The organism is Streptomyces sp. NPDC020801 (genome assembly GCF_044334385.1).
Classification (GTDB): domain Bacteria; phylum Actinomycetota; class Actinomycetes; order Streptomycetales; family Streptomycetaceae; genus Streptomyces.
This window is the reverse complement of the sequence record NZ_JBIRST010000045.1, coordinates 1-16,030: the sequence shown is the minus strand read 5'-3', so window position 1 is coordinate 16,030 and position 16,030 is coordinate 1. Positions and strand designations below refer to the sequence as shown.

At 68.5% G+C, this 16,030-nt stretch carries 16 protein-coding genes and 2 pseudogenes; 8 read left to right on the top strand and 10 right to left on the bottom strand.

The genetic code is table 11. From position 1 onward, the window contains the following. The first annotated feature begins 149 nt into the window (after nucleotides 1–149). From ACH4UM_RS40710 to ACH4UM_RS40700, 3 genes are all read left to right on the top strand, one after another. Nucleotides 150–713: an ArsR/SmtB family transcription factor gene (locus tag ACH4UM_RS40710; RefSeq protein ID WP_398191384.1), complete on the top strand. Its 564-nt coding sequence runs from the start codon at nucleotides 150–152 to the stop codon at nucleotides 711–713. Between the two features lie 79 nt (nucleotides 714–792). Then, nucleotides 793–2,175, top strand: a complete 1,383-nt coding sequence (locus ACH4UM_RS40705) for an alpha/beta hydrolase family protein (protein ID WP_398191382.1) — start codon at nucleotides 793–795, stop codon at nucleotides 2,173–2,175. 47 nt (nucleotides 2,176–2,222) lie between these two features. Continuing rightward, the gene (locus ACH4UM_RS40700) at nucleotides 2,223–2,534 is read left to right on the top strand and encodes a hypothetical protein (RefSeq protein ID WP_398191379.1); all 312 of its coding nucleotides are present in this window, start codon (nucleotides 2,223–2,225) and stop codon (nucleotides 2,532–2,534) included. A gap of 306 nt (nucleotides 2,535–2,840) precedes the next feature. Here ACH4UM_RS40700 and ACH4UM_RS40695 read toward each other — a convergent pair whose 3' ends face one another. The 5 genes from ACH4UM_RS40695 to ACH4UM_RS40675 all read right to left on the bottom strand — a co-directional run bounded on the left by ACH4UM_RS40695 (nucleotide 2,841) and on the right by ACH4UM_RS40675 (nucleotide 6,171). Further along, complete coding sequence (locus tag ACH4UM_RS40695; protein WP_398191376.1) at nucleotides 2,841–2,984, bottom strand: hypothetical protein; 144 nt, start codon at nucleotides 2,982–2,984, stop codon at nucleotides 2,841–2,843. 53 nt (nucleotides 2,985–3,037) lie between these two features. Beyond that, nucleotides 3,038–3,499 carry a DUF6069 family protein gene (locus ACH4UM_RS40690; RefSeq protein WP_398191373.1) on the bottom strand — a complete coding sequence of 154 codons (462 nt, stop codon included), beginning with the start codon at nucleotides 3,497–3,499 and terminating at the stop codon, nucleotides 3,038–3,040. 1,091 nt (nucleotides 3,500–4,590) lie between these two features. Next, nucleotides 4,591–4,968, bottom strand: a complete 378-nt coding sequence (locus tag ACH4UM_RS40685; RefSeq protein WP_398191412.1) for a DUF6069 family protein — start codon at nucleotides 4,966–4,968, stop codon at nucleotides 4,591–4,593. Between the two features lie 343 nt (nucleotides 4,969–5,311). Continuing rightward, nucleotides 5,312–5,956 (bottom strand): LysE family translocator, encoded by a 645-nt coding sequence (locus tag ACH4UM_RS40680; protein ID WP_398191370.1) that lies wholly within the window; start codon nucleotides 5,954–5,956, stop codon nucleotides 5,312–5,314. Nucleotides 5,957–6,015: 59 nt separating this feature from the next. Beyond that, on the bottom strand, nucleotides 6,016–6,171 hold the full coding sequence (locus ACH4UM_RS40675) for a hypothetical protein (protein ID WP_398191367.1): 156 nt from the start codon (nucleotides 6,169–6,171) through the stop codon (nucleotides 6,016–6,018). Nucleotides 6,172–6,266: 95 nt separating this feature from the next. On the opposite strand from ACH4UM_RS40675, the gene ACH4UM_RS40670 reads away from it, so the two are divergent. Together ACH4UM_RS40670 and ACH4UM_RS40665 are read left to right on the top strand one after the other, a co-directional pair. Next, a complete protein-coding gene (locus tag ACH4UM_RS40670; RefSeq protein WP_398191364.1) occupies nucleotides 6,267–7,358 on the top strand; it encodes a DUF5937 family protein in 1,092 nt (363 codons plus the stop codon). Then, the gene (locus ACH4UM_RS40665) at nucleotides 7,355–7,507 is read left to right on the top strand and encodes a hypothetical protein (RefSeq protein WP_398191362.1); all 153 of its coding nucleotides are present in this window, start codon (nucleotides 7,355–7,357) and stop codon (nucleotides 7,505–7,507) included. Before ACH4UM_RS40670 ends, ACH4UM_RS40665 begins: the two co-directional genes overlap by 4 nt. A 186-nt stretch (nucleotides 7,508–7,693) precedes the next feature. Here ACH4UM_RS40665 and ACH4UM_RS40660 read toward each other — a convergent pair. Next, nucleotides 7,694–7,846: pseudogene (locus ACH4UM_RS40660) on the bottom strand (IS701 family transposase); the annotation flags it as partial. A 143-nt stretch (nucleotides 7,847–7,989) separates the two neighbouring features. Further along, nucleotides 7,990–8,922 (bottom strand): aminoglycoside phosphotransferase family protein, encoded by a 933-nt coding sequence (locus ACH4UM_RS40655; protein WP_398191360.1) that lies wholly within the window; start codon nucleotides 8,920–8,922, stop codon nucleotides 7,990–7,992. A gap of 161 nt (nucleotides 8,923–9,083) precedes the next feature. On the opposite strand from ACH4UM_RS40655, the pseudogene ACH4UM_RS40650 reads away from it, so the two are divergent. The 3 genes and pseudogenes from ACH4UM_RS40650 to ACH4UM_RS40640 all read left to right on the top strand — a co-directional run. Continuing rightward, nucleotides 9,084–9,332 (top strand): annotated as a pseudogene (locus ACH4UM_RS40650) (IS701 family transposase); the annotation flags it as partial. Between the two features lie 488 nt (nucleotides 9,333–9,820). After that, nucleotides 9,821–10,708 (top strand): hypothetical protein, encoded by an 888-nt coding sequence (locus ACH4UM_RS40645; protein WP_398191357.1) that lies wholly within the window; start codon nucleotides 9,821–9,823, stop codon nucleotides 10,706–10,708. Nucleotides 10,709–12,467: 1,759 nt separating this feature from the next. Beyond that, nucleotides 12,468–12,956 carry a hypothetical protein gene (locus tag ACH4UM_RS40640; RefSeq protein WP_398191355.1) on the top strand — a complete coding sequence of 163 codons (489 nt, stop codon included), beginning with the start codon at nucleotides 12,468–12,470 and terminating at the stop codon, nucleotides 12,954–12,956. 205 nt (nucleotides 12,957–13,161) lie between these two features. Here ACH4UM_RS40640 and ACH4UM_RS40635 read toward each other — a convergent pair whose 3' ends face one another. The 3 genes from ACH4UM_RS40635 to ACH4UM_RS40625 form a co-directional block, all read right to left on the bottom strand. Continuing rightward, nucleotides 13,162–13,986 carry a PhzF family phenazine biosynthesis protein gene (locus ACH4UM_RS40635; RefSeq protein ID WP_398191352.1) on the bottom strand — a complete coding sequence of 275 codons (825 nt, stop codon included), beginning with the start codon at nucleotides 13,984–13,986 and terminating at the stop codon, nucleotides 13,162–13,164. A 465-nt stretch (nucleotides 13,987–14,451) separates the two neighbouring features. Continuing rightward, complete coding sequence (locus tag ACH4UM_RS40630; RefSeq protein WP_398191349.1) at nucleotides 14,452–15,432, bottom strand: diacylglycerol/lipid kinase family protein; 981 nt, start codon at nucleotides 15,430–15,432, stop codon at nucleotides 14,452–14,454. 169 nt (nucleotides 15,433–15,601) lie between these two features. Further along, complete coding sequence (locus ACH4UM_RS40625; RefSeq protein WP_398191346.1) at nucleotides 15,602–15,817, bottom strand: hypothetical protein; 216 nt, start codon at nucleotides 15,815–15,817, stop codon at nucleotides 15,602–15,604. Between the last annotated feature and the right edge of the window lie 213 nt (nucleotides 15,818–16,030).

Genomic DNA, 16,030 nt, shown 5'->3' with positions numbered 1-16,030 from the left:
GCTGAACCCGCTGAACCCGCTGAACCTGCTGAACCTGCTGAACCTGCGGAGACGATGTCATGAACTCCCGCTCCTGATGGCTGAGTTGTACACGTGGAGAGTTGCAAGGATTCCTTGCAAACATTCTTTGCAACTTGTAGCCTTCCGGCATGGCCGAACAACCGCCTGCCCAGGAGATCACCGATGTCGAGGCGCTGCGCGTCTTCGCGCACCCGATGCGACAGAAGATCGAGCAATGCCTGCGCCGGGGGCCCGCCAATTCTGCCGCGCTCGCACGCGAGTTGGGCGAGAGCACGGGGCTGGTCAGCTACCACCTGCGGCAGCTGGCCAAGCACGGCTTCGTCGAGGAGGTCCCCGAGCTGGCGAAGGGGCGGGAGCGGTGGTGGCGGGCAGTGGCGGGCGACCGACGGTTCCCGCCGTACAGCCGGCAGACGCCGGAGATGCGCGAGGCACTGACCGAGATGCACCGACTGAACCTGGCTGAACTGATCGACTCTGCCCGGCGTTTCGAGGAGGCACGCGACACGCTGGGGCCCTGGGCCGACGCGGCGCTCTTCTCGCGCGCCACGCTCCGGGTCGACCCCGACCAACTCCGCGCGTTCTTCGAGGAGTACATCGCGCTCCTCTACCGCTACTCGGCCCCGGAGGGAGGGGGCACGCCCAAGGCGCGGACCGTGCTCGTCCGACTTCTCGGAATTCCGGAGACCGACTGACCGCGCGGCCCAACCGACACGAAGGGGGACGCACGCCGTGCTGCTCTCGGCTACCTCCGCATCACTCATACGCACTGTAATGGCCGTCCTGTCCTCGGTGTTGGCCGGCGCCCTCCTCCTGCTGACCGCGCCGGTGGCGTACGCCAGCGGGGACGGGCTGGTCCGCCAGGAGGCCACCTTCCGGGGTGGCGGTGGGCTCGCCTTGCACGGCACCGTCCTGAGCAAGGGAGGAGCACCCAGCCCAGGCCCCGGCATTGTGCTCGTCGGCGGCTCCGGCTCCGGGCCTCGGGAGGAGTACCGGCAGGAGGCCGAGGCGTTCGCCCGGGCCGGGATCACCACGCTCGTCTACGACAAGCGGACCGTCGGCTACTCCCTGCTCCACCGGGACTTCGGCCTGCTGGCCGACGACGCGCTTGCCGGAGTGCGGTTGTTGCAGGCCAGGCACGGGGTGAACCCACGCCGGGTCGGATTGTGGGGGTTCAGCGAGGGCGGCTGGGTCGCGCCGCTGGCCGCGGCGCGCTCGGCGGACGTCGCGTTCGTCGTCACCATCGGCGGGTCCGGCTACGACCCGCTGCGCACCCAGGCCTGGGACCTCGCGACGCATCTGCGCAACCGGGGTGTGGGCGCTTCGTTCCGCCGCACCGTGGACGGCCCCACCGCCCAATTCGTCGGCGCCACCGGTCTGTTCCCGGCGGTCGGCTACGACCCCGTTCCGGTGCTCGAGCGGCTCCACCGGACACCGGTGCTGGCACTGTGGGGCGAGCACGACACGCAGGTGCCGCCCCGGGAGAGTGCACGGATCTTCTGCGAGACCCTGGCCCGGGCGGGCAATCAGCACGCGGTCATGGGCTTCGTCGTCGGCGGTGCCCACAACGGGCACCGCACGTCGGACGGGTTCGACCGGATCGGCGGCCCCCTCTACCACGGCAAGAAGCTTGGGGAATTGGCTCCGGGCTATGCGCAGACCATGACCTCATGGGTGCGGGCCGTCGCCGCCGGTCACCCACCGGCGTCGAGCGTCGCCCCGGCACCTGGGCAGGCACTCGCCGCCACCGCTGTTCCAGGTAATGCCTGGTATGCCTGGCTCGCCCCGGCGTTGCTGCTCCTCGGCTTCACCACCTACCCGATGAGTGCCCTCCTACGCCGGGGCCCGGGCCGGCGCCCGGTGCGGTGGGTGGCCGGCCTCGGCCTGCTTGCCGTCGTGACGGCGGTGGCCTGTCCGTTCGCCGTCTTCGTGGCGGGCAGCGGTGCGGCGGCGCCCGTTGTGTGGGGCCGTCCGGCGGTGTGGCTGGTGGTGCAGGGGCTCTCCGTCGCCGTGGTGGTCTCCACCTGTGTCTCGGCAACCGCACTCTGGCGCCGACGGCCGACGCCGAGCCGGGCGGCCTGGCTGCGCCTGGCCCCGGTAGGGCTGGCCGCGGTCGGGTTCGTACCGTGGGCGGTGTGGTGGGGTGTTGTTGCGTGACGGCCATCGTCCCTGTACGACAAAGTACCCGAGAGCTACTCGACGGCGTGCGACTGCTGCGCCGTGTCTCCTTCCAGGCCGACGATCCGCAGGATGCGCTGACCCTCGCCGGGTACGTCGACCTCCACCTGTGCGAGACCCGGCGAAGGACTGCCGACTCGGCCTCCTGGAGGCAGGAACCTACCCCCGCGATGCCGACGGGGGCACTGGTGCCCGAGGGCACCCCGGCACTGCTGTTCCAGGCCTACTCGGTCGTCTCCACGACCACAGAGCAGGAGATGGCCTCACGCGATCTCGCCGCGGCACTCGGGCGAAACGCCAACACCAGATCAAGGCCAGGATGCCGGAGCGCTCGCTGATCGGGATCGTGGCCCGGACCGCGTACTGCGTGGAGTGGTGGCAACGCTTCGGCCCGGCGTCCGGCAACGAGCCGAAGCTGGTGATTGCTTCGGCCGCTACGTCATCACGACCTTCGTGAAGGGCACCAAACATGGGCCCGTACGAAGCTCGGGGCACGAGCTGTCGTACACGGCGAACCGGCACTTCTCGATCGTGCTGCTCGACGAGGCGATCGCCGACCTGGTCCACGCGCACGCCCACCTGGACATCTCGCAGGCGCGGGGCGACGGCACCGCGACGGCGCCCAACGGCACGCACAGGGACACCTACCTCGACAGCCTGCTCGCCGAGTCGTCGAGTTCGGCGTACGTGAGGGTGGCGCCGTCGAGCCGGACAGCCGCGCGGTCGGGATGGCGCGCCGCCGAGTCCACCAGGATCGCGGCAAAGTCGGAGTGGGGGCTGGAAGGCATGCGCATGGCTCCTTCGGCGTTCCGGGCCGTCTGCCGGATGGCGCTCCGAACTTTCAGTGGATCGCTTGGTTGTCTTCGGGTACTGCCATGTTCTGGTCAATCGGCGCTTCCGGGGCAAGGAGCGGAATGAGTACGGCGGCGACGGCCAGGTGCATCAGCGCCAGGAAGGCGGTGGCGCCGCCGGACACCTGGAGATACGTCAGCGGCGTGAGTGACACCAGCAACACGGCTACGGCCAGGCGGGTCCAGACGGTCGAGGCCCGATCGGTATCGGTCAACAGATCCAGTCCCTTTCGCGTCGCTGAGGCGAGCAGGGAGACGACGAGCGTGATACCGGCGACGCGGGGCAGGCTTACGGCCCGGGTGGGCCATCCGCCTCCGGGCCCGACGCTGAGTTCGACGCCCAGGATGTGGGCAATGGTCCACAGCAGGGTGGTGGCCAGGGCAGCGCCGCCGATCGCGTATGCGATGTGGCGCAGGTCCGGGGTGGCCGCGCGGGTGGGCGGTGAGGTCATCAGAGCGCTCCGTCATGTGCTGGAGGACGGTCCCGCCGCTGTGCGGCTGGGTTCGGCAGCGCGGCGTACCACCGGGAGTTCGGGGAGTTAATGGGCTGCCGCGATATCCGCAGGCTCACCGCTGGGGTCGAGGTGATGAGCACGCCCGGCCGGGCGGGTGGTTCGCGGGCACTGATATGCCTGGGGCTCGCTTCCCTGACGCCGGGGTCCTGACCGGAATGATCGAGACGAGCGAACCGCAGGGCGGAGACAAGGGTGGGCAGGCTGTGCGAGCCATTGGTGACGGCCGTGCCGTCCGGGCCGACGTCCTGCAGGAGCAGATCCAACCCGTGTCGGCACCGCTGCTGTTGGCGGTAGACCGTAGTTCCGGGGTGGCCGACCATGTCGATGTCGTCGGGAAGGGGGTCGCTGATCCAACTCGGCTGTGCGGGCATTGCGTTTCATGCACGCCGTTTGTGGCGTAACTGCGCTCGCCCGGACGCTCGTTGACCGTGAGGGACGGAGGCGTTGAGGGCCAGGGCGAGGTGGGCGGCCGACGGAGGCCAGGAGTCGGCGGTACGCCACTGTTCGGCTCCGGGCAGCCGGTAGCGGATGGCAGGGCCTTCGAGGACGCCTTTGCCCCGGCCCTTGAGCCAGTGGTCGAACCAGGCGAGGGCCTCGACGGGGATGGGCGCATTGTCCTCGCGGTCACCCCATGGCGGGCCGGGGACCGGTGGCGGTACTGACGACCGGCGGTCTGCGCTCCGTCGAGCTGACGCTGGCCGGGGGTCTACCCCAGCGGCCCTGAAGCCAGGCATGACATACCCATTTCCACATATCGTGAAATTAACAGAAGCCCACAGTAGCCCGCCGCCCCACTCCGAGCAAGAGGAATTTCCTCACATCGTGAAAATAACACCGAGGCCGCCGGGTGCGCGGTAGCGGTAGCGGTAGCGGTAGCGGTAGCGCATGCTCTTGCGGCGGAGCAGCTCCGGGTACCTGGGTCCGGGGTTCCAGCCACCGGGCGTGGCGCGCGGCCGGCTCGGGCCGGCCCGTCGTCCCGGAGGTGTAGAGGATCACCGCCGTGGCGACGGCTTTCGGTCGGCCACCTCTCACACCGGGTGGTGGCTCGCCGGCAGTGCGTCGAGCCCCTCCGCCGGCACCGAGTTCGGCGTACGTCGGGGTGGCGCCTCGAACCGGACGGCCGGGGGGTCGTCTCTGTCGTGTCGCCATGTCCCGGGTCGATCGCCGTCTCGGCGGCCCAGGATCGGAAGGAGTACGGCGGCGACGGCCAAGTGCATCAACGCGAGGGTGGCCTTGGCGCCGCTGGATGCCTGGACATACGTCAAGGGCGCGAGTGACACCAGCGACACGGTGACGGCCAGTCGGGTCCAGACGGTCGGGGCCCGGTTGGTCAACCGATCGAGTCCCTTTCGCGTCGCTGAGGCGAGCAGGGAGACGAGGAGCGTGCTCCCGGCGACGAGGGGCAGGCCGATGGAGCACTCCGGTAGGGGGTGGCGGACGGTCCCGCCGCCGTGCGGCAGGATTCGACAGCGCGGTGCACTGCCGGGGTTCGGGGAGGAGATGGGCTGCCGTGATGTGCGCAGGCTTCACCGCTGCGGGCGAGGGTGATGAGCACGCAGAACCGGCGGGGTGATCGCTGGCACTGAAATGCCCAGGGTCAAGTCCCTCATGCCGGGGCCCCACGGAATGATCGAGACGAGCGAAACGCAAGGCGACGCCATGGCACAGGACTGGTGTGTTGGAAGATCGCCCCCGGAAGACCTGGGCGCCGCCGGGTTGGGCACGGCCGCCTGAAGCGCCGGGTCGGGCTCATCTGGGGTGGCCCGTGGCGGCCACGGTGACCCCGAGGCCGATCATGGCAATGCCGCCCGCGCCACCGATCACCGCCATGCGTCGCTCGGAGTGGGCGAACCAGGTGCGGGCTGCGGAGGCGCACAGGCCCCACGCGGTGTCCGAGAGGAGACCGATGGCCGCCGGGATCAGGCCCAGCACCATCATCTGCAGGGGGATGGGGCCTGCGGAGTTGTTCACGAACTGCGGCAGCACCGCGGCGAAGAAGACGAGGCTCTTGGGGTTGGTGGCGCCCACGAACAGGCCGTCCAGGACTGTGCGCAGATCACTGCGCTGGGCGCCGGCCGGGGCGGTCAGGTCGGCCGCGTGCAGCTGCCTGCGGTGGCGGATGGCCTGCACGCCGAGATAGACGAGGTAGGCGGCTCCGGCGAGTTTCACCGCGATGAACAGCGTCACCGAGCTCTGCACCAGGTTGCCCAGGCCCAGGGCGACGGCAGTGATCAGGGCGTAGGCGCCGAGGACGTTGCCCAGGACCGTCGCCATCGCGGTGCGGCGGCCGTGGGCGAGGGCGCGTCCGACGACGAACAGGACGCTCGGCCCGGGTATCGCGATCACCAGCAGGGACACCGCCGCGAACGCCAGCATGCTCTCGGTGGGCACCATGGGGCTGTCGTCTCCTGTCGTGCTTTTCACGTGCTGGTTGTGAGAGGGGAGCAGGTATGTCACCGGCGCGGGGCGGGTGCCATCCCGGGCGGACGTGGACGACGCGGAAGGGCTGGGCGTTCGGTGACGGTGTGGGCGGCAGCGTGCCGGTGGAGGGTGTACGGGCTGCCGCTCGCGTCGAGTACGGCAAGCCAGTCGTCGTCGCGGGTGGTCATGGGAATGAGGCCTCCTTGCGCCGGGTGCGGGCGTGTGATCACGAGCTTCGGACACCGGAAAGGAACTGATCAACTGATTGTGGAATCCTGCAATCATGATTACCGTGCGGTTCGGCGGAACGGCCGAGGAAGACCTGGCCCTGACCGTGTCCCCCCTGCTGGAAGCCATCCATTCCTGGCACGTGCTGACCGCCCCCGGGCACCATGCACTGCACCTTCCCTGGGTGCGCCGGTGCCGCGAGCTGCCCGCCGCGCTCCGCCGGGAACTGCGCGAACACGGCTGGATGGTGGCCGACTACATCCCTGCTTTCTTCGAGGCCGGCGCCGATGTCCCCGAGGCGGCCTTCGCCGACCAGCTGGCCGCGATCCACGCCGTTCCCCCGGAGCACCTGGCCGCAGAGCTGTCCCAGACCCTCGTCGACACCACCCGCTACGGCCGCGACCTCGTCACCGACCCGTCCGTGCGGGGCGCGGCTCTCACCGACCTCGACCGAACCGACCCTGCCCGCGCCGAGCGGCTCCGCCGCATCCTCGCCGACCCAACTCCAGCCCTGGAGGCCGCGCTCACCGTTCTGGCGGACTACTGGGACAGCGCCTTCGCCGCCGAGTGGGGACGCCTCGACCCCGTTCTGCACGACGAAATCACCCGCGCCGGACGGCGGATCGCCGTCGCCGGCGTCTTCCCTATGCTGCGCAGCCTGCTCCCGCAGATCCGCCTGGACCCGAGAGAGCGGCTGCTGCGTCTGGACCGCCCGCACGACCACGACATCACCGTCACCCGCACCCGCCCGGTGACGTTCACCGCCAGCCACTACGTATGGCCTCACGTCCGCGTCACCTGCGACGCCCCCTGGCCCTTGCGGGTGACCTACCCCGCGGCCCCGCTCGCCCCGCAGCCCGCCTCCGCCAGCCGCGAAGAGCTGCTCACCGCCCTGCGAGCCCTGGCCGCCGCACCGCGCCTGGAAATCGCCGAGTCCCTCGCCGGACAGAGCCGAAGCACCCAGGAACTCGCCACCCTCCTGGGCCTCTCGGCGTCCGTGGTCTCCCGCCACCTCCAGCAGATGACCCAAGCAGGACTGCTGACCAGCCGCCGCGAGGGCTACTACGTCCTCTACTCCGTCGACCGCAGCCGACTCGACCGCATCGCCGCAACCCTAAACGATCTCGCCGATGGTCCCGGAAGATGATGCGGCAGAGCGCGGCAGCCCCGATACCGGCGCGGCAGCCGCGGACCGCAACCGCCGTCGCGTTCCAGATGATCGGAATCGCCAGCAGTCTTGCCGCGGCCCAGGAGTGGGTGAGCGGACTGAGGATCTGGGACGACCCGGCCGCGTGATGACTCTTGGTGAAGGGCCATCACGCTTCATGCTCGCAGAAATGACTGAGACCGAGGGGCGATAACGTTCAGCGACCACCTGGATCAAACCAGTTCCCAAAAGGGATTATTCGCCTGCCAGGTTGGGCCACCTCCACGATCGCAGAACCGCCTGAAGCGGTGCAGCCAGGGCGATCCAGAGCCGTACAGATGCCGCATACCGTGCGGGCTGGCTTCCCCGGCCCACTCGGCGATCGTCCAGCAATTCTTGCAGGGCAGGTCCGACAGCAGGCCCAGCACCAGCCGCCCGGCTCGCCGACGGGCTTCGCATCGGGCGAACCGGCCCGCGATGCGGCCCATGGCCGCCGCGAACGCCTCCCGCCACCGGGCGGGATCTATACTGTGACCTGCGGCCACCATCTCATCGTCAGTACACACAGCTCACGATGATCAACGGTGGCCGCACTCGTCCACCCACCGGACCAGGCCAGCGCCATCACGCACTACGAGCGTTCGGTGAGCAACTCCGCCAGACGGTCGGCGAATTCGGTGAGCCAGTCCAGCCGTGGCCCGCGGCGGGCGATACGAAAACCGTGGCGGCGTCCCCAGAACGCAGCCTGAACGGCATGGAACTGGGCCCACCGCTGGACGCGTTCACGGTCGAGTTCCGCGGCCTCGGCGAAGACATCCAAGACGCGGTGGACAGCCTTGCGCAGGTCACCCGCTTCGAGGAGCGTCAGCGCGCGGGACTTCAGCAGCGTGCCGCCGTCATAGGCGGGATCTCCCACGTACCCCTTGGGATCGACAGCCAGCCACGGCTCTCGGCCGGCACGCAGGATGTTCCGGGCATGGAGATCGCCATGGATGAGGGTGTCCGGCTGGTCCCGCCCCAGCTCCCGAACGGTCGCCACGGCGGCATCCAGCACCTGACGCGACAGCGCATGCATCAGCTCTTCGGCGTCCTTGCACAGCTGCTCCTCCCAGGCGTCGGCCTGCTCACGTAGCCGGGGCAGGCCGGGCGGTGCGGGGATGGCCAAGCAGCGATTGAGCCGCCCAGCGACCGTCACCACCTCGTCGCCGTCCTCGACCTCCGCCAGGGTCGACGGCTGAACCCGTTCCAGCAGCATCGCGAACCGCTCGTCGTCGCGCTCATGCAGCAGCACGGCGCCGCACCCGCCCCACGCAACGAACGCGTCCGGCTCATGGACGTTGCCGGGATGCGGAAACGACACCTTCAGCACGGCGCTCTCCTCAGCCTGCCGCCGTACTGGAACGATGACGCCAACGCCCCCGTGCATGACCTCGCCATCCGGCACGCACCCCCAGCGCCCCAGCAACTCCTCCACGATCCCGGGCAGCTCGTCGAGCCACCCCGCCCCGGCCTCCCCCTCGCGGTCGACGGTGCTCTGTGCGAACTCCTCTGGCATCGCGATCATCCCGGCACCCTACGCGCCAGCCCGCCGCAGCCACCAAGCCCAAGCCGGCCGCTGCAGCTGCCCGGAAGACCGCGCACTACGAAGATCGCGATCTGCAGCTGGAGTACTAACTGCCCGTCAACCTGTCCTTCGATCCGGAGCCGCCGAGCCACCACCGGCGGGTCATGGCCCGCCGCAGTCTGTCCGACCCCGGCGAGCTCGCCTACGACCTGGCCTACGCGTCCGTCGGTATCGAGATAGCCGAACTGGTCCGGATCGCCGGCAGCCGGTGGGCGATCGAGGAGTGCTTCCAGGCCGCGAAGAACCAGTGCGGCCTGGACGAGTACGAGGTCCGCCGCTACCCCGGCTGGTACCCGCGCAACACCCTGGCCATGCTCGCCCACGCCTTCCTGGCCGCTCTCGCCGCCCAGGCGGACGGTCGCGCAAGGGGGCAGCAGAAACGGATCAGCCCTCGCTCCGCTCACCGTGGCAGAGATCCGGCGCTGGGCTGCATCGGGACCTGCGGATGCCACGACTTCAGTTGTGCGACGCCGCGCTCGACTGGTGCCCGTGCCGCAGACAGCGCGCGGTTGACGGTTACGAACCGACCACCAGTCGCCGTGAAGTGGAAGCCTCGGAACTTGAATCCGAAATTGCGCGGGGCTTCGGTGGCGGGGTGCGCAGTGATCACGGGAGGCCTCAAACGGTGGGCCAAACTCTTCCGGCACGGCCATCGCCTCTTGGCTGTGCCGCAGGTCCATCCCCCCAGAAGCCAGCGCACCGATGCTTTCTGACTGCACATTTCCTCGGGCTCGATCGGTTCGGGCGCTACGGACCATGTCCTGCGTGTCGAAGTTTCAGCCGCCGGTTGCCCGGCATTAAGTTGTCAGCCTGCTGGCAGAGAGTGAGGAGACGGCGGGTGACGGAACGGGAGCCGAGAGAAAAGTCCTTCCTTGAGAAGGCCGCCTACATCGTAACTCCTGGATCAGTCGTCTTCGCCCTGCTGTACTACTTCGGCTATATCTACCGCAACGCGTACTACGCCTACTTCGGTCTGAGCGCCAGCGAGTTGGAGTTTTCCTCTCAGGACTACCTACTCGGCAGTCCGGCGGCCATCTTCCTCCCTCTGTGGGTGCTACTCGCTTTGGGAATCGCCGGCGTAATCTTTTTCCGAGCGCTGGAGCGACGGTTCTCACAACCAGGAATGGCGGCGGAGCGCGGTATGGCGAGCCGGGTGTTTGCCGTGGGGGGAATCGCCTTACTGCTGCTCAGTTTCCCCGTCTTTCTGGAGCCTGTTTGGTGGCAGCGTACGATCACCGTCCTTCTGCCCGTCGGCTGGTTGCGCGTGATCCTGCCGGCCTTCCTCGTAGCCGTGGGTGGACTCCTGCTGCTGTTCGCCATGTATCTGAGCCGTGGTCCGCGCGGCCGCGGTGGCCGCTTCTGGGGAATCACCGAAGGACTGCTGGTCTGCGCGACGGCCCTGATCGTGTTCTTCGCCCTGGCCCGCTACGCCCATGGAGCGGGGACATCAGCGGCACGTGCTGATGCGAGGACAAGCTTCAGTGGCATGCCGCGCGTCCTCATCCACTCCCGGCAGCGGATCTCCCCCACGGTCTCCAGTGTGCGCTGCAAGGATCAGGGCGCTGCCTACCTGCCTTACCGGTACATGTGCGTCGGGTTCCGCGTGCTGGCGAAGTCTCGTTCGCGGTACTACCTCGTGCCGAGCGAGCCTTTGCCCAATCTCGATGTCACCCTGTTGCTCGACGACAACGACACTATTCGGGTGGAGGTCCGTGGCGAGAGGTGAGTCGGCCTCCACGCAGGGTCAGGTGAGAGGAGCCGACGGTGTTTGATCCGAGGCTGTTCCATGGCCCGTGCGCGGGCTGGCTGGGATGACGGTTGGACCTGAGCCGGTCGGGATGTCCGTCGGGCCCGTGGCCGGAGTGCTGGTTGGACCTGTGGGGCCGGTCGGTGTGCTGGTCCCCGAGGGGAGGGGGGTCGGTGTCCCTGACCTGCTCGTCGGAGGAGTCTCGACCGACCCTGTCCCTGATTCCTGGCCGGACCGATGCGGTGAAACGACTGCTGTCACGTTCCCCTGGTTCGTCTTGAGCTCGACCTGGAAGGCTCCGTTGTCGGTACCGGCAGGGATGAGCAGGGAAAATTTACAGGTCTCACCTGGCTGAAGAGTCCTCCCCTGGCAGGCGTCGTCCATGATTGTCGGTACGCTCGATTTGGCCGATGAAGGCTGTCCGGACGAGTTGGTCGCTGTGGGCTGGCCGGAAGGCTGCGCCGCCAGTTGAGGCGCGTCCACCTTCATCGGTTTATCCGTGTGATTGGCGACAGTCACGGTCACCTTGGATGACTCGCCCGGGTCCGCCCGCGGAAAGTCGATCTGCGCGTCACTGGACTGGCCCTGCGCACCTGGGAACAAGGTGGCGGCGCCCACCGCTTGGGGTGTAAGCGTCGAGGACTCATTTGCAGCGTCCTTCCCGGTGCCCCCGCATCCGGTCACCGCACTCAACCAGGCCAGGAACATCGAAGTCGACAGAACGAAGAGCGTAAGCCGCAGCGTACGCCCACGCGCTTTCTGCGCACCTGCCATCGGAGCCTCCGCTGTGAGCTCTCGACGCTGTCTTCTACCTGTCGCGAGCGTCCTTTGACCGCTGCTTGACGACAGGCCAGGAGCCCCTCATGTGTTGCCGGCAGGATCCTGCCGGGCACTGACGATGCTTTGATTGGGTGCCACGCTGATTATCAGAGGGAAGATCACTTTCTCCTCCCCTGCCGTCATGCGGAGGGGTCCCATAGCTGACCAGGCTAGTCGGGGGAGGAGATGTTCGCACGGCGGCTAACGGTGTGTTTCAAGCCGCACGCGCATATTGCCTGTGCACGAGCGAGGGGCGTCGTTCTGAAGCCCTCAGGAGACTGGTCAGCCTTCAGTCGAGGTCGACCCAGGCCGCCATGGGCCCCGAACGCCTGGCCGCGAAACTCAACTCTTATGCCCGCCTGTACGACTACGCGTCGGTCCCGGTCGCGCAGCGCCGCCTGGCCGGACGGGAACCGGTGGAGGAGGAATGGCAGCGGCGCTATCCGCTCTTCCCGCGGCTGCTGTTCGTTCTGGACGGCACCGGCCCCGCCGGCATCGAAACCCGCATCGAATTTGGACGGGGCGCCGCACGGGCTGGGAAGGGCCGCCTTGGTGGAGGTCGACGAGCGGGGCCGCGAGGACGGGGACCTGACGGAGGAAGCCAGCAAGGTCCGGGTTGGCGGCAGCTGCACGTAGGAACCCTGACAGCACCGTCGTCTGGAGCCGGCCCCAGATCCTGTGGACACCCTCTCACTGCCTGCACCAGCGCGCAGCGGGCTCCGCATCACCACACCGGCACCAGGACACCCATCCCCAGCGCGGCTGACGCCCGCCCAGGCACCCTTTTGCACCAGCCTTCCACCCGGATGCCCGTCTGAGATCGCGGTGGCACCCCACCCAGCGGATGCTCACCTGGAAGCGGCCGCCGCGAGTGCCACAAGGTCACTTGACCGCTCCATGTCCCCACGAGGAGATCGTAATGCGCCACACCAGACCCCTTGGCTGGAGCATGGCCAGTGGCCTGGCCACTGTCCTCTTCTGCAGTCCCCTGGCGTCGGCCGCCACACCGACCGGCCCTGGAGCAGAGGAGGTGTTCAATCTGACCGCGAAACCGACTCAGGTCCAGAACGTGGACGTGCCCCCGCCTGGGGCCGGCCAGGGGGACCAGCTCATCGTCACCGGGGACCTCGTTCGTTCCGCTGTCACGGTAGGCCGGTTCGACGAGGTCTGCACGACCGTCCGCACCGGCTCCAACAACTCGTCCGATCTGCAGTGCCAGATCACCCTGTCACTGCCGCAGGGGCAGATCACCGTCCAGGGAGTGTTCGGCATCTCCGCTTCCGGCCCTGGTGACATCACCCTGGCGATCACCGGCGGCACGGGAAGTTACCGTGCGGCACGGGGCTTCATCCACGCTGTCAGCACCAGCGGGGTGGAAACAGAAGTCACCGTCCACATCACCCGCTGACTACTGTCCAACCCCGTGAACATTTCGATACGCCTACGGGCGCCGACTGCTTCGCGCCGCTGGAGATCGCCGACGGTCTTGTCCGATGGCCGGGGCCCAAGCTGATGGACAAGCGCTGTCCTTATCTCATGGACAGAGCCAGCCCTTGCTTGTACTCAGCAGACTGCGGTTGACGGCGCCTCCGGATTGGCACACGCCCTCCGCTTTACGGCCTGGTGAGCAACTCCCCCTCGATGACGGTGACAGCGGTGCCGTAGAGCAGCGTGCGGTCGTCGCGCAGCTCGGTGCGTACCAGGCCACCACGAGCCGATGCCTGTAGACCGGTGAGCGTGGTGCCACCGAGCCGAGCGGCCCAGAAAGGCGCCAGCGCGGTGTGGGCGGCGCCGGTCACGGGGTCCTCGTCGATGCCGATACCGGGGAAGAAACAGCGGGAGACGAAGTCGTAGCAGGCCGCCGGATCGTCGGCGCGCGCGGTGACGATCACACCGCCCCGCCAAGGCAACGCAGCCACCGCGGCCAGGTCAGGGATGAGTTGGCGGACGGTCTTCTCGTCGGCCACCTCTACCAGGGGCTCACCGACATCCGCGCCCGTCTCGTGGACGGACCTGACGTCGGCGCCGATGGCAGCGGCGATCTCGCTGGGCGGTGCGATGGCGCGCAGTGGGGCGGTGGGGAAGTCCAAGGTGATGGTGCCGTCGTCGGCACCGGCCGCGCGCAGAACGCCACTGCGTGTGGTGAACCGTGCGGTGCCGTCGGCCAGGCCCGTGGTATGCAGCACATGTGCGGCGGCCAGGGTGGCATGGCCGCACATGTTCACCTCGGTGGTCGGAGAGAACCAGCGCAGCGCCCACTGGGCCTCGGCGTTTCCGGAAAGAGGGTGGACGAACGCCGTCTCTGGAAGGCCGACCTCGGCAGCGACTTGCTGCAGCCACCCGTCCTCGGGAAAGGACTCCGTGTCCAGCAGCAGCACGCCCGCGGGGTTGCCGGCAAAAGGACGCTCGGTGAAGGCGTCGACGATTGTGATCCGCATGGGCGGACGCTAGAAGTCCCGAACAGCGGCCCACCAGTGCCAATTCTCAATACGCGGCATGACAGAAGCGGAGACCTTCGGCACGCCAGTCCACCGGATCCGGGCCGGGTCCGACAATGCTGTCGCCCAGTTCCTCCGCAGCCGGATCCGCCATCCCTCCACAGCTACTCGACGGCTTGGGATCGGGTGCTGTCGCTTCTCGTGAACATCGAACACAGCACGGTGTGAAGGAGCGGCGCGCCGTCGGCTGCTTTGAACGCCACTACTGCCGGCGGGGCTGACCCCAGCGGCTACATCAGCGCGTCAGAGACGGTGGCGATGACGGTTTCCGCCCCCAGGAGACGGCACGCGCCTCCGTGAGGAACCGGACACTCCTCCATGGAAGAAGAGCGAAAGCGGCCCCGCCATGACTTATCGACTACGGAGACCCGTTATCCGGTGTCGGATGCGCGCCACCTGGCTCGGTCAGTTGGTGTCAATGCCAGGAGCAGCTCGCCCGACAGCTGAGGCCACCCGCCGGACGGCGGCCACACCCGGCGGCCACCCGGCGGGCACGGCATCCGGCCGATGGCGGGGGACCCGTATCCGCAGTGCCCGGGGACCGATCCGGCACCGCACGGGAGTCGGCAGGGTGACGGCTTCGCCGTCCAGCCCGACGGGGACGGCCGCTACGTCGGCGTGGACGACCACGTCGTCGGGTGTGGCGAGATGAGTAAGGCCGTGCGGCTGCCCACTGCGCAGTCTGGCGGCCGTCTCCGCCCTGGCGGCCAGTACTCCAAGGAGCCCCGAGTCGAGCTGCGCACGCCTGCCGAGCCCGGCCGGGTCATCGAACTGGTAAGGGTTGTTGCTCACCAGCACGGCATCCGGCCGGTCCACGGTGAGCAGCCCGGCGCGTACCGAGAGCTCCGGACCCTCGTGGCGGGCCAGGAACTCCGGGAGGATCCGCACCATCGTGCCGATCTTGTCCTCCCGATAGGCGGGATCCTGCACCAGGGCGGCATACGCACCGAACGACACGTTGTTGACGAACACCCGATCGCCGGCGAACCCGAGATCCACGCACAGCTCGGCACCGTCCGTGAGGGCCTCCAGCGCGGCCGAAGGGTCCGCCCGGTCCAGACCGAGATCCATCGCGAAGTGGTTGCGGGTACCGACTGGTATGACCAGGAAGGGAAGACCGCTCTCCGCGGCCGCTCCGGCGACAAGTGCCTGAGTCCCGTCTCCGCCGGCCACCCCCAGCAGATCCGCGCCGTCATCCACCGCGCGTCGGGCGACAGTGGCGAGGTCCTGGGGCCGGGAGGGATCGACCAGGAACACCTGAGCCCCCAGTGCACGGGCCTTTTCCGCGATCCGGAACCGGCTCGCCTTCCCGCCACCCGAACGCGGATTCACGATCAGATACGGCCGCCGCGCAGCGGCCACCGGCCGGGACGCGTTCTCCGTCATGGCAAGAATCGACGGGCCACATTCATCAGCCCGGCCCACGCGACAGGCCTCGGCAGGGCTGCCGTCACCACGCCCGCCACTGAGTGCGCCGTCCGCCACCGGCCCAGTGGAACGATCACGCCCGCGGCCACCGTCTCCATGACTTTTCCTCCCATCCCCCAGCTAAGGCCTACCACACCAGCTTGCAGCTCGGCCTGGGCAGACGCACCCGGGCCCCCAGCAGTCGTCTCACCGCCGCTGTCACGGTCCACCACGTCCTGGCGGTGGTAATTCCTTCGCCGCCGCCCCGCTGCCTGGCGGGCCTCTCGGCGACCTCGGCGACCTCGGCGACCTCGGCGACCAGCACCATGCTGCCCGCGCTGACCTCGTCGGCCACCAGGGCCACCAGGCCGGAGCTCTCCGTGGCTCGCCGCCAGTCGGCGCCGCCCCCCGTTACCGTTTTCGTGGCCCGCAATGGGGCCTTCGGCTTTCGGGTCCGGCATGACTTCCCCCTCCTGTTATTGATGATCCGGGGGGTGGTCCTACGTTGTTGATGGGTCGGATGGGCTGTCGTACGGTCCGGAGGATCCAGTGGCCCTGGGTATGGCTTGGGGGTGGT

What these genes read in the sequence shown, in the direction of transcription:
- ACH4UM_RS40640 (WP_398191355.1), top strand. Translation starts at nt 12,468, where the DNA reads ATGCGCCACACCAGACCCCTTGGCTGGAGCATGGCCAGTGGCCTGGCC.
- ACH4UM_RS40705 (WP_398191382.1), top strand. Translation starts at nt 793, where the DNA reads ATGGCCGTCCTGTCCTCGGTGTTGGCCGGCGCCCTCCTCCTGCTGACC.
- ACH4UM_RS40695 (WP_398191376.1), bottom strand. Translation starts at nt 2,984, where the DNA reads ATGCCTTCCAGCCCCCACTCCGACTTTGCCGCGATCCTGGTGGACTCG.
- ACH4UM_RS40635 (WP_398191352.1), bottom strand. Translation starts at nt 13,986, where the DNA reads ATGCGGATCACAATCGTCGACGCCTTCACCGAGCGTCCTTTTGCCGGC.
- ACH4UM_RS40690 (WP_398191373.1), bottom strand. Translation starts at nt 3,499, where the DNA reads ATGACCTCACCGCCCACCCGCGCGGCCACCCCGGACCTGCGCCACATC.
- ACH4UM_RS40675 (WP_398191367.1), bottom strand. Translation starts at nt 6,171, where the DNA reads ATGACCACCCGCGACGACGACTGGCTTGCCGTACTCGACGCGAGCGGC.
- ACH4UM_RS40655 (WP_398191360.1), bottom strand. Translation starts at nt 8,922, where the DNA reads ATGATCGCGATGCCAGAGGAGTTCGCACAGAGCACCGTCGACCGCGAG.
- ACH4UM_RS40710 (WP_398191384.1), top strand. Translation starts at nt 150, where the DNA reads ATGGCCGAACAACCGCCTGCCCAGGAGATCACCGATGTCGAGGCGCTG.
- ACH4UM_RS40670 (WP_398191364.1), top strand. Translation starts at nt 6,267, where the DNA reads ATGATTACCGTGCGGTTCGGCGGAACGGCCGAGGAAGACCTGGCCCTG.
- ACH4UM_RS40665 (WP_398191362.1), top strand. Translation starts at nt 7,355, where the DNA reads ATGATGCGGCAGAGCGCGGCAGCCCCGATACCGGCGCGGCAGCCGCGG.
- ACH4UM_RS40680 (WP_398191370.1), bottom strand. Translation starts at nt 5,956, where the DNA reads ATGGTGCCCACCGAGAGCATGCTGGCGTTCGCGGCGGTGTCCCTGCTG.
- ACH4UM_RS40630 (WP_398191349.1), bottom strand. Translation starts at nt 15,432, where the DNA reads ATGACGGAGAACGCGTCCCGGCCGGTGGCCGCTGCGCGGCGGCCGTAT.